Origin of the sequence: Streptomyces olivaceus (assembly GCF_000721235.1) — a bacterium.
Taxonomy (GTDB): domain Bacteria; phylum Actinomycetota; class Actinomycetes; order Streptomycetales; family Streptomycetaceae; genus Streptomyces; species Streptomyces olivaceus.
Window position 1 is genome coordinate 294,450 of the sequence record NZ_JOFH01000015.1, and the last position, 12,464, is coordinate 306,913.

Annotated in this window: 6 protein-coding genes and 3 pseudogenes; all 9 read right to left on the bottom strand. The window is 68.4% G+C overall.

Going from position 1 to position 12,464, the window contains the following annotated elements; translation table 11 throughout:
• Positions 1-19 precede the first annotated feature (19 nt).
• Positions 20-427, bottom strand: a complete 408-nt coding sequence (locus tag IG94_RS0118935) for a DUF6278 family protein (protein ID WP_031037863.1) — start codon at positions 425-427, stop codon at positions 20-22.
• Between the two features lie 59 nt (positions 428-486).
• On the bottom strand, positions 487-1,266 hold the full coding sequence (locus tag IG94_RS0118940; protein WP_031037866.1) for an exodeoxyribonuclease III: 780 nt from the start codon (positions 1,264-1,266) through the stop codon (positions 487-489).
• 94 nt (positions 1,267-1,360) lie between these two features.
• Positions 1,361-1,996, bottom strand: coding sequence for an MBL fold metallo-hydrolase (locus IG94_RS0118945; RefSeq protein ID WP_031037869.1), 636 nt, complete (start codon positions 1,994-1,996; stop codon positions 1,361-1,363).
• Positions 1,997-2,163: 167 nt separating this feature from the next.
• The gene (pcaDC, locus tag IG94_RS0118950; protein WP_031037872.1) at positions 2,164-3,510 is read right to left on the bottom strand and encodes a bifunctional 3-oxoadipate enol-lactonase/4-carboxymuconolactone decarboxylase PcaDC; all 1,347 of its coding nucleotides are present in this window, start codon (positions 3,508-3,510) and stop codon (positions 2,164-2,166) included.
• A gap of 629 nt (positions 3,511-4,139) precedes the next feature.
• A pseudogene (locus IG94_RS40550) lies at positions 4,140-4,961 on the bottom strand (IS5 family transposase).
• A gap of 109 nt (positions 4,962-5,070) precedes the next feature.
• Positions 5,071-5,301: pseudogene (locus tag IG94_RS0118970) on the bottom strand (SMI1/KNR4 family protein); the annotation flags it as partial.
• Positions 5,302-5,485: 184 nt separating this feature from the next.
• Positions 5,486-5,776: a hypothetical protein gene (locus tag IG94_RS0118975; RefSeq protein WP_031037881.1), complete on the bottom strand. Its 291-nt coding sequence runs from the start codon at positions 5,774-5,776 to the stop codon at positions 5,486-5,488.
• On the bottom strand, positions 5,773-11,226 hold the full coding sequence (locus IG94_RS44085) for a DUF6531 domain-containing protein (protein WP_052410749.1): 5,454 nt from the start codon (positions 11,224-11,226) through the stop codon (positions 5,773-5,775). The genes IG94_RS0118975 and IG94_RS44085 overlap by 4 nt, the downstream gene beginning before the upstream one ends.
• Positions 11,227-11,638: 412 nt before the next feature.
• A pseudogene (locus tag IG94_RS0118985) lies at positions 11,639-12,112 on the bottom strand (transposase); the annotation flags it as partial.
• Between the last annotated feature and the right edge of the window lie 352 nt (positions 12,113-12,464).

Sequence of the window (12,464 nt, forward strand, 5' to 3'; positions counted from 1 at the left end):
CGGTTGTTGGGCCAAGGGTTCACGCTTCGGCGACTTCGGCGTACAGCTGCGAGAGTTCGGGGACGCCGCTCTCCGCCCACGCGTGCCCGCTCGCCACCACGTCGAACTCGCGTCCGGAGGCGAGCCGGACGACCGGCTGGCCGTCGGACCGGATGCTCCAGACGGCGCCGGGCACGGTGCGCACGATGACCGTGCCGAGGTAGAGCCCCGCGTCGTTGCCCAGCCAGGACTGGATCTCCTCGTCGCTCCGCCAGCGCGGGAGCACCTGGTCGAGCTGCTCCAGCGAGTACGCGGAGTCGTCGAGCCCGACCCCCTCCCGCCGGGCCTGCGAACGCAGCAGATCGCAGTCGGCGAGCAGGTCGCCGATGCCCTCGGCGTCGTGCACCCGGGGATCCTCGCGCCGCCTGCCCAGGAAGGGGATGTTCATACCTCCAGACTGTCATTCGTACAGCCGCGCGCACCACAGGGCGCGCACGCGGCATGTCCTCACCCTTCCAGGTCCACCACGACCGGCGCGTGGTCCGAGGCGCCCTTGCCCTTGCGCTCCTCGCGGTCGACGTAGGAGTCGGTGACGGCCTTGGCGAAGGGCTCGTTGCCGTACACCAGGTCGATGCGCATGCCGCGGTTCTTGGGGAAGCCGAGCTGGCGGTAGTCCCAGTACGTGAAGGGGTGGTCGTACTTCAGGGGGCGCGGGACCACGTCGGACAGGCCGGCCCCGCGCAGCGAGGCGAGGGCGGCGCGCTCGGCGGGGGTGACGTGGGTCGAGCCCTCGAAGGCGGCGCGGTCGTAGACGTCGTCGTCCGTCGGCGCGACGTTGTAGTCGCCCAGCACCGCGAACGGACGGCTGTCGGCCGCGTCGCCCTCGACGGCCGCGCGCAGCGCCTCGAACCACTGGAGCTTGTAGGCGTAGTGCGCGTGCTCGACCTCGCGCCCGTTGGGCACGTACACGGACCAGACGCGGACCGGGCCGCAGGTGGCGGAGATCGCGCGGGGCTCCCGCACACCGTCGTAACCCGGGTCGCCGGGCAGGCCCTTGACCACGTCCGCCAGACCGACGCGGGAGAGCACCGCCACGCCGTTCCACCGGCCGGTGGCGTGGACCGCCGCCTCGTAGCCCGCCTCGCGCAGCGCGTCGAAGGGGAACTGCTCCTCGGCGACCTTGGCCTCCTGGAGGCAGAGCACGTCGGTGCCGCTGCTCTCCAGCCAGGCCAGCAGCCTCGGCAGGCGGGCGGTGATCGAGTTCACGTTCCAGGTCGCGATGCGCATGTTTCCCAACCTACCGGGCGGCACCGACAACCCGGCCCCGGCCGGTCACGGGCCCGGTGCGTCCGGGGCCCGCCGCCTCCCCCTCTCCCCCGCGTCACACCCGCGCGGAGTCGCCCGAGGTCAGCCGCAGGTGCTCGGCGCCGCCCAGCTCGCCGATCTGCCGGTCGTAGACCGGACGGGCGAGGTCGGTGAGCAGCGCGTCGTGGATGTCGTAGGCACGCTGCGGCCGGACCTCGCGGACGTAGTCGATGACCTCGGCGATCTTGTTCCAGGGGGCCATGACCGGGAGCATCAGCGTCTCCACCGGACGGTCGGGGACGGTGAGGGCGTCGCCGGGGTGGAAGATCTTGCCGTCGTCCACGAGGAAGCCGACGTTGGTGATGCGCGGGATGTCCGGGTGGATCACCGCGTGCAGTTCGCCGTGGACCTGGACGTCGAAGCCGGCGGCGGTGAAGGTGTCGCCGTGGCCGACGGTGTGCACGCGGCCCGGGAACGCCGCCGAGATCTTCTCCGCGACCGACCTCAGCGTCCAGATCCGCGCGGCCGGGTTGTCCTCCATCGCGGCGCGCAGCCGCAGTTCGTCGAAGTGGTCCGGGTGCTCGTGGGTGACGAGGATCGCGTCCGCGCCGAGCGCGGCGTCCTCCTCGCTGAGTCCACCGGGGTCCAGGACGAGCGTCTGCCCGTCCTTTTCGAGGCGGACGCAGGAGTGCGACTTCTTGGTGAGCTTCATGCTCCCCATCTTGCCGCCGCACCCCGGCATCCCGCCGCCGCACCCGGGTCGGGCGCGGGCGGGGCGCCCTGCCGCGGTGCGCTCACGCCGGCGGTGCGCTCACTCCTGCGGTGCGGTCACTCCTGCGGTGCGGTCACTCCTGCGGTGCGGTCACTCCTGCGGTGCGGTCACTCCTGCGGTGTCGTCGCCTCGCGCACGACCTGCTGGGCCACCTTGAACGCCCGGTTCGCGGCCGGCACGCCGCAGTAGACGGCCGCCTGGAGCAGTACTTCCTTGATCTCGCCCGGGGTGAGGCCGTTGCGCAGGGCGGCTCTGAGGTGGGGGGCGAGTTCGTCCAGGTGGCCGCCGGCGACGAGGGCGGTGAGGGTGACGCAGCTGCGGGAGCGCCGGTCCAGGCCCGGCCGGTTCCAGACCTCGCCCCAGGCGTACCGGGTGAGCAGCTCCTGGAAGTCCTCCGAGAACGCGTCGGCCTGCGCGAGGGCCTGGTCGACGTGGGCGTCGCCCAGCACCTCGCGGCGCACCTTGAGGCCCGTGTCGTACGGGTCGGGCCGGCCCTGCGGCTGCGGGGGTACGGCGGCGGGCGCGATCTCGGCGATGGGCGCGGCCTGGGGCGGCGGGGCCATGGCCGGCTGGACGGCGGCGGGGGCCCCGGCGGCCGGGGCCGGTACCGGCGGCGCGGCGGGGTGGGCGACGGGCACGGGGATCTGGCCGGTGGCGTTGATGTCGTGCGGGGCCTGCCAGGCGGTGGTGAAGTGCCGGACCAGCAGGTCGGTGACGGCCGCGGGCTGCTCGACGGGGACCAGGTGGGAGGCGCCGGGGACGACGGCGAGGCGGGCGTCGGGGATGCCGGCGACCAGGGTGCGGGCCTCGGCGGGGCCGGTGACCTGGTCGTCGGAGCCGACGAGGACCAGGGTCGGGACGCCGACCCGGCCGAGTTCGCCGCGCACGTCGAAGGCGGCCAGGGCCTCGCAGGCGGAGATGTAGCAGCCGGGGTCGGTGGTCCGCACCATCTGCACGGCCCACTCGGTGATCGCGGGCTGGGCGGCGGCGTACCCACCGGTGAACCAGCGTTCCGGTGAACTGCGGGCGATGGGGTCGAGCCCGTTGGTACGGACGATCACACCGCGCTGGCGGAACTCGTCGGCCGTGCCGAAGCGGGGCGACGCGGCGATCAGCGCGAGCGAGGCGAGGCGCTCGGGGTGGCGCAACGCCAGCTCGATCCCGACGGCGCCGCCGAACGCACAGCCCGCGTAGCCGAAGCGCTGCACGCCGAGTCCGTCGAGGGTGGCCAGCAGACGCGTGGTGAGTTCGGCGACGGAACCGGCCGGCCGGGCCGGGGCGCCCCCGTGTCCCGGCAGGTCGTACCGGAAGACCCGCCACTGCTGCGTCAGCTCGGGCACCTGCCGGTCCCACATGTGCCATGTGGTACCCAGTGAGGGACCGAGGATCAGGACCGGGGCCTCTTCTGGCCCGTCAAAGCGGTATTGCAGGGTGTTCGACGGTGTCTCACTCACGCCCCAGACCCTCTCACGTCTCACAAAATCTCACACAGCCGGGGGAAGCTGGCTGGCTCGATGCATCCGCGGCTCGTCTTTGTCGAGCACTGCCGACAGCCTCACCGATCGAGTCTGAGCCTTTCAGCGTGTGCGGGCCCCCTGCCACAGCTCGTCCTGCTGGCCGCGCTCGCGCCCGGTCCACACGTGGACGCGCTGCTTCCCTCACCGGCACAGCGACCAGCCGCACAGGGTTTGCAGCAAAGTGTGTGGCGTCGTGCCCAAGGTCGGGACGACACAGCTGGAAACCGTTCGGGCCACTCCGATCAGCAGCCAGTAACGACGCCTTGGGACACGTCTCCGGCCTTACACGCGACCGTTCAGCTCACCGTGCAGGCCATCCCACGTGCTGGCGGCTTCGCGGAGGCCTTCCACGTCTGGCTTCACGTACCCCTTTTTCGTGGTCTTCACGTTCGTGTGCCCAGCCCACCGAGCCAGGATGTGGTCCGGCACACCGTTGTTGGCGAGAAAGGTCAGGCAGGAGGCGCGAGCGTCATAGAGACGCGCTCTGCGCAGGCCAAGGACCTTCATGAGCCTGTACGCGCGTCTGCGGTGTTGCTTGATCATGAAAGCCTCTCCGGTCTCGTGCATCACGACGTAGCCGGAGTCCGAGTAAGAGGCCCCAACAAAGGCGTAGGACGTGGCGGTGGGGTGATCAGGCAGACGGCGAGGCCGAGGAAGGCCTCGTGGATGTCGTCGCGTCGTTCCCAGCGGATGCGCAGGCGGCGGAAGCCGTGCAGCCAGGCGATGGTGCGCTCGACGGCGTAGCGGAAGATGCCCAGGCCTGTGCCGTGGGGCTCGCCCCGTCTGGCGATCACGGGCGGATGCCTCGTTGCCAGAGCAGGCGGCGGTATTTGTCGTGGTCGTAGCCGCGGTCGGCCAGCAGTGCGTCGGGGCGTCGGCGGGGTCTGCCGACCCGTCCGGCGACGGCGGGAATCTTGTCGAGCAGCGGCTCGAGTTGGGTGACGTCGTTGCGGTTGCCGCCGGTCAGCGATACCGCGAGCGGGATGCCCTGGCCGTCGACGATGAGGTGGTGCTTGCTGCCCGGCCGTGCTCGGTCAACCGGGCTGGGTCCGCTTTGGGCCCCTGCGTGCGGCCCGTACGTGGGAGGAGTCGATCACCGCCCGTCCCCAGTCCAGCTGGTTCTTCGGCCGGAGCTCGTTCAGCAGCAGTTGGTGGAGCTGGTCCCAGACGCCGGCGTCGTTCCAGGCCGCCAGGCGTCGCCAGCAGGTCATGCCCGAGCCGAAGCCGAGCTCTTGGGGCAGGTACTCCCACTGGATGCCACTGTGCAGGACGAAGAGGATCCCGGACAGGGCCTGCCGGTCCGGGACCCGCGGTCTGCCCTCGGCCTTCTTCGGACCCGGCTTCGGCAGCAACGACTCGATCCACGGCCGCGACTGACGGTTTCCCATGCCCAGACATACGAGCAGAGAGGCCGACAGCCTCATGATCAGCAGCTTTTGTTAGAGCCAGTTAGCCCGTTTGGCCAACCGCAACGCTCAACAGCACAGGCCGACGGACCTACGGTGCCGACAGTGCTGTGCGCTCGGCTTTCTCCAGCCAGTCGATGTACCAGCGGGCGAACGTCACCGGCATACCGTCGTCGAGTAGCGGGGCGAGGTCGACGTCGTCCACCCGGCAGTCGGACCAGATCGTGCCACGGTGGCTGCCGCTGGTGATCAGCCACTCTCTCTGCGCGCAGCCCAGGTGGGAGATCACGATGGCGCCGGCAGTGCGCTCCGGGGCGAACATTTGAAATCCCCGCGATGATGCGGGTCGAGGTCAAACGTCAAGCCCAGTAAGCGGACAGACCCAGCGAAAACCCTTCACCGTAGGCATGCGAGTAAAGATCACCGCGCGAATCAGAAAGGGTTTCACTGTGTCATATCCAGCCGACCATCCCACTTCACTGCTCAAATATCAAGTCGAAAGCGGACTATTGGTCGGGCAGCCCATCACAGTGAAGGCGAAGCTTGATCTGCCGATTGTGTTCGGTATGACCCACAATCGATGCCGCCAGAACATCCCCCTTTGTTGGCCACTTCTCACGGAGAGCAATGTCGCCGCGCCACAGGATGGAGATCGTGTCGGCGACCGCTACGACATCGGGATACTCCGCGATACGGAAGATCACCCCGAACGACCTGACGTCCACGACCTCTCCAGTCACGAGCATGCCTACAGGAAGCATCTCTTTGAGGTCGCTCCACCCCCCATCGCTCGTCATTGGTGCCACCACCTAGGGTAGTCGTTCAGGAGGTCAAGGTCGTAGTTCGGAATGGCGGCCTCCCGAGCCGGACCGCCCTCATACTTGAAGACGTTGTGCTTGAAATACATGAGGTAGTCGTCCATCGGAATTCGAACTTCGATGATCCCTTCTCCGTATGCCTTCGCATACTGCTCGGCGATGTCCCGCCCTTCGTCTCCGACGCCGAAGTATGCGCGACCATCAGGGTAAGCGTTCATCTTATCCGGGTCACCGGGGAAGTCCTGTTCCCGGTAGCCATTAACATGCTGATGCTGGCCAAGTCCACGGTTCGGCGCCTTGAAGAAGCTGATGGTCTCACTAGCGTGGGATGCGCCGCCGTTGAAGGCGGGGTCCCCGGCGTGAGCCGCCCCTGGGCCGAAGCGCGCGGGGAGCACCATCGGCTTCTTGACGAATAGGCCCTTCGCCCAGTTGATCCCCGGCCCGATGAAGTTGCCCAGCCCTCCCGTCAGCGCTCCGACGAGGAGGTCGGTTGGTGTGGTGGGCTGGCACAGGGCTGTGTTGATGGCCCAGGTGAGTCCCGCGCCGATGGCGGCGTCGGTGACGACGGCGACGCCGAGGGCTCGTCCGCCCTGGAGGCCGAGCTGGGTGGCGAGGGCGGTGCCGGCGGGGGCGAGGAAGCCGCCGACGGCTCCGACGGCTGCGCCTTGTGCGGTGGTGGCGGCGAAGTCGCCCCAGTTGAAGTCGTCGCGGTGGGTGAGGGCGTAGACGCTGCCGCTGAGGACGGCTCCGATGCCGGCGCCGATGCACATGGGGCACCGGCCGGTAGGGTCGGAGAGGTTGGCCGGGTCGTTGTCGGCGTAGTTGTACGGGGACTGGTTGGGGTTGTCCGCAGCTGCCGGGACGGGGTCCTGGGTGGTGAAGCGGCGCTGGTCGGTGTCGTACGAGCGGGCGCGGAGCTGGAGGCGGTCGGGGAGGTAGGGGTCTGTGTACTGGCCGGTGTATCCGTAGGGGCTGGTCTGGCCGCCGGTGACGGTGGCCTTGCCGGCCGGTGTGCCCCAGGGGCTGTAGGTGTAGCGGTAGTTGTCGGTGCCCGCAGCGTCGTAGACGGTGCTGACGGAGTTCTGGCGGTCCTGGGTGAAGTAGTAGGTGCCGGCGGTGCGGTCCATGGAGCGGGCCGTGCCGTCGGGGTCGTAGTGGTAGTCGGCGGTGGTGGCGCCGGAGGCGTTAGTGTCGGTGGCTATCTGCGGGATGGCGTTGTTGATGTCCCACAGGGAGTTGCCGGCGAGGGTGTTGTTCTTCTTGACGGTGGTGCGGTTGCCGTCGGCGTCGTGGGTGAAGGCGTAGGTGCTGGTGCCGATGGTGGCGGTCTTGAGGCGGCCGGCGGGGTCGTAGGTGTAGGTGCCGTCGGCGTCCTTGGTCTGGTTGCCGTCGGCGTCGTAGGTGTAGCTGGTGGTGGCTGAGCCGGCGGTGGTCGTGGACAGTTGGTCGCCGGTGTCGTACGCGTAGGTGGTGGACTTGCCGGCTTCGGTGGCGGTCTTGAGGTTGCCGACCTTGTCGTAGGCGTAGGTGCTGCCCGTGGTTCCGGTCAGGCACGAGGTGTCCGTGGTGTCGGTGCAGGTGCGGGTCATACGTCCCGCGTCGTCATAGCCGTAGCGTGTCGCCTTGCCGGTGGCGGGCGTCTCGGCGATCAGTCGGTTGTTCTCGTCGTAGGTGAAGGTGTTGGCGAGGGTCGGGGTGGTCAGGGAGGCCAGTCGGCCGGCTTCGTCGTAGGTGCGGCTTTCCGTGCGGGCTGTGGTGGTGGGCAGGGTGACGGTGGCGAGGTTGCCGGCCTTGTCGTAGGCGTAGGAGACAGCCTTGCTGTTGGTCGTCCGGGTCTTGGTCCGGCCGGTCTTGTCGTAGGTGTAGCTGGTGGTGCGGCCGTCGGGGTAGGCGCGTGACTTGAGGGTGTCGTCGGTGTTCCAGCGGTAGGTGAACGGCTTGCTCGCACCCGGCGCGGTGATCGTCTCGATCTTGTCGTCGTTGTCGTAGGTCAGGGTGCGGGTGCCGGTGGCGTCCGTGACCTTGCTGATGCGGCTCGCGTCGTCGTAGACGTAGGTCTGTGCCGGAGTGCCGTCGGAGTAGGCGACTTCTGTCGGCAGGTTGCGGGCGTCGACCGTGGTGGTGATCGTCTGCGCGCGGGCGTTGGTGTGTTGGGTGAGGTTGCCGTCGAGGTCGTACTCGTAGGTGACGGTCTTGCCGAGCGGGTTCTTGACCGAGGTCAGCTGGCCTTCGGCGTTGTAGCCGTAGGTGCTGGTGTGGGTGTTGGCGTCGGTGCTGGTCTGCAGGAAGCCGGCGGTGTCGTAGGTGAAGGTGGTGGCGCCCTTGTCGGGGGCGGTGACCTTCGTGGGACGGTTGAGCTCGTCGTACTCGTAGACGGTCTGCTTGTCGCGGGCGTCGGTGACCGTCGCGACGTTGCCGACTGGGTCGTAGCCGGTGGTGCGCTGATGGCCGAGCGGGTCGGTGGCGGAGGCCGGGCGGCCGGCCGGATCGTAGCCGAACGACCAGGTGTACTCGGCCGGGTCAACGCCGGTGACGTTGCCGCGGGGGTCGACGAGCGTTGCGAGCTGCCCGTCGTCGTTGTAGCCGTAGGTGGTCCGCTCGGCCTCCGGGGAGACCTCGGCCGACAGGTTGCCGTCGTCGTCGTACTCGTAGCGGGTGACGTGGCCGGCCCACGTCTTTGAGGCCTCGAGGCGTCCGGCGTCGTCGTAGGTGAGGGTCATGCCGTGGCCGAGGCCATCGGTGGTCTTCTCGACGTTGCCGTTGTCGTCGTAGGTGACGCTGCGGGTGTGGCTGAGCGGGTCGGTGACCGACAGCGGACGGTTCTCGGCGTCCCAGGTGAACGCTGTGGTCTTGCCCTGCGGGTCGGTAACGGTCTTGCGGTTGCCGGCCTTGTCGTAGCCGAACGTCCACGTGTACTGCTTCGCGTCCGCGCCAGTGGCGTTGCCCCGGGCGGATACAACCTGGGTCTGGTTGCCGGCCTTGTCGTACCCGTAGGTGACGGTCGCGCCGCGGCGGTTGGTCTCCTTGACCAGGCGGCCGGCCGGGTCGTAGCCGAGGAGGGTCTTCTTCTGTGCTGGGTCGGTGACTGTGGTCAGTCGGCCGGCGTCGTTGTAGCCGTAGGTGGTGGTGCGCTCTGCGGCGTCGATGACGGTGCTGAGGTTGCCGGCCTCGTCGTAGTCGAAGGCCGTGGTGTTACCGCGGGCGTCGGTGACGGTCTTGACGCGGTTGGCGTCGTCGTAGGTGTAGGCGGTCGTGTACGTCGCCGGGTCCGCGCCGCTGACGTTGCCGCGCGGGTCGACGACCGTCTTCACCTGTCCGGACGGGAAGTAGGCGTAGGTGGTTCTGTTGCCCTTCGGCGTGGTGACCGTGGTCAGGTTGCCGTCGGTGTCGTAGCCGTAGGAGGTGGTCTTGTCGCTCGGAGTCGTGACCGTGCTCAGCAGGCCCGTGCTGGCGTCGTAGCCGTACGACGTGACCTTGCCCAGCGGGTTCTCGACCGTGGCAACCTGGTTGGCTGCGTTGTAGGTGAAGGTGTACTCGTCGTACTCGCCACCCTCGTACGTTTTTACGTTTCCGCTGGCGTCGTACGTCCACGACTCGTCCGAGGCGGCGTTGGAGCGGCTCTTCAGCCTGCCGGACGTGTCGTACTCGTACTCGGTCTCCCGGATCTCAGCGTCAACGGTGCTGGTGCGGTTGAAGAACTTGTCGTAACGGTAGTAACTCTTGCTGTTGAGCGGGTCGATCTGCGTGATCAGGACGTTCTTGTAGTAGACGTCCGTCCACACGCCGCCGTCCGGGGCGGTGACGTCGACCTGGTCGAAGGGCCCGTTCTTGGTGTACGAGAACGTGGTCTCGTGCTCGAGGGCGTCGGTCTGGGTGGTCACCCGTCCCTGTGCGTCGTAGACGTTGGAGGTGGCCTGCTTGCCCCGGGCGTTCGTGACCTTGTCGACACGCCCGGCGGTGTCGTACCCGTAGGTCTCTGTCTCGCCGTCCAGCGCGGTCACGCCGGTCAGCCGGTCGCCGGTGTAGCTGTAGTCGACGAACCGGCCGTCTGCCAGTGTGACCTTGTCCAGCCGGTCACCGGTGTACGCGAGGGTGGCCTGACGGCCGACCGCGTCCGTGATCGCCGTGGGCTTTCCGCCGGTGTACGCCAGGGTGAGGCCCCGGCCAGTACGGTCCTTCAACGCGGTCAGCCGGCCGGAGCCGTTGAAGCTGTAGGTGGCGTGGTCGGCGGTGGTCAGCTTGTAGCCGGTGCCGTCGGCGGCCAGCGTGGACCGTGCCTGTGCGGGGGCGGTGAACTTGCCCCCGGAAGCCTTCGTGTACGCGTGCTGGGTCCCGCCCTCGCCGACCAGGACGGCGTTGCCGTCGGAGGCGATCTGCAGGCGCGTCTCCCATGGGAGCTGCCAGCCCTTGCCCAGGGCACCCGTGAACGTGTTGTCGGAAGAGTAGACACGGCCCACCGAGAACGGCACCCCCGGCGCCGGGATCCGGGCGTCCGTGTAGGCCTCGGTGAACGCACCCGTGGCGGTGTTCACCGGGTCTGCGCGCATCACGGTCGTACCCGCCGCCCCACTGGCGTCCCCGCACACCGCAGCGCATGCGGCACCGTCCGGCAGGGACGGCACGATGTAGAACATGTTGTAGGAGCCGCAGGACTCGGTGTCCGTGGGATCGTCGGTGACAGTCGTGCAGGCCCAAACGGTGTAGCTCGGGACCGGCTTCGTGCATTCGGTCGTCGGCACGGTGAAGGTCGCGTTGACCTCGGGGAACACCTTGTCGGTGTTGAGGGTGGGAGCCTGGACGGTCTGCCCGAAGTCGAACCACTGCACGTCGTCGCTGTTCAGACGGCAGCCGTAGTAGTCCACCTTCCAGCGCACCTTTACCGGATGCACCTCGTCGTCGGCGCCACCGGACTGCCAGATCGCAGCCTTCACCTGAAGCGGCTCACCCGGCACGGCCGCACCGATGTGGTTGCCCAAAGCCGAGAGCCAACCGCCCTGCTGGGCCGCCGCGTTACCGAACGGATCCGCGCTCACCTGGTACAGGGCGCCGCTGTTGTACGAGGCTGCGGCCTCAGCCTCACTGCTGGTCGAGAGCGACGCCTGGCTGACATTGCGGGCAGAGGAGGGAGACGTTGCGGACGCCTTCGGGCCTGCGGCACGCAGCTTCCGCTCATTCGCCTTCAGCAGCCTGATCTGCTCGGCCGTGGCCGGCTTACTCTTCGTAGCCGGCAGCGCATGAGGCTCGACGGACTTCGCCTTGCCCTTCGTCTGCTCACGCCGCTGCTCCGGCGTCACGGGCTCCTGATGCGCCGCCGGCTGCGGCCCCCGGTAGGTGTAGGCCTCGACGCCACCACCGGCTTCGCCGCCCGAGACCTTGACCAGCCAGCCGCCCCCCGCAACCACGGACAGCACCACAAGCATGATCAACATGCGGGCACGTCTAGGCGCATCCCCCAGCACTCCCCCACCCCTTTCATTGCATGCACACAAGTGACCGAACCTCTACACAACGTCAAGATCCTCAGGAGTTTCAGCCTGACGATCAAGAGGTGCACCAAGACTGGCTGATTGTCATGCACCGGCCCCAAACGCCAGCCTTCGGCAACTCAACAACCAGGACGAGCAGTTCACGGGGCCGCCCAGCCATCAGTTCCAGACCCCCGGGCAAGCCCGGGGCTTGAATCGTGCGTTCGGAGCCCCGGCCCACCCGAGGGAGCACGCTCGATCGAGAGGTGGACGGGGCAACCAGACCCACAGGGGTCGCACGACGGGAAACGCCGTCTTAAGGGTGTTGCAGAAGGCCGTGATCAGGCAGGCTGCAGCAGTGTTCGGGCCTGTGCGGTCATGCGGCTAGGGCGAGGTTGTGCATGCGAGCGACGGCCTGGACGGCATGGTGGAGGCCGTCGCCGCGTTGCCGGCAGTCGCGGAAGATCTTGTAGTTCTTCATGCAGGAGAAGGGGTGCTCGACGCGGGCGCGGACCTTGCGATGCTGCGCGTTGTCCTCCTCCTCGCCCTTCAGCAGCGGGCGTCCGGGGCGTTTGCGGTGCGAGACGATCAGACCGGTGTTGATGCAGGCGCCGTCACCGAGGACCGTCACACTTTCGCAGTGCTGAGCCAGGCCGGAGCCCCGCCAGGCCTTCGCGTCCGCCGTGTTGCCGGCCACCGGACGGGCCGCGGCCACCACCAGCCGCGTCTCCGCGCCCACGATGACCTGCACGTTCGCGGAGAACCGGTAGTTGCGGGCGGACGCGCCGACCTTGCGGTCGCGGACCGGGATGAGAGTGCCGTCCACGATCCACAGCCGCTCGACGGCATCCGGCGAGGTGTGTTGCTGCGACAGCAGTTGTCGATGAGGTTGGGCAGCACTTACCGATCTTCGGCGCGTTCGTTGTTCAGCAGATTTGACGGCGGCCGAGAGTGAGTGAGTCGGCGGCCAAGGGGTCCCACGCGGGTATCCTGCTACGGGAGTTGCGGGTGACAGGTACGAGCGGACGCAGTTTCAGGCGGGGGCAACGTGGTGCGCGTGCTTAAGGCGGTAATCCCGGTCCTCGCCCTGGTGGCGGTGACGACCGGGTGTTCCTCGTCCGAGGGCGGGGACGAGCAGCGGCTGACCGCGCAGCGGGAGAACTACTGCACGCAGCTGGGGGCGTGGCAGAAGGCGCGGAACG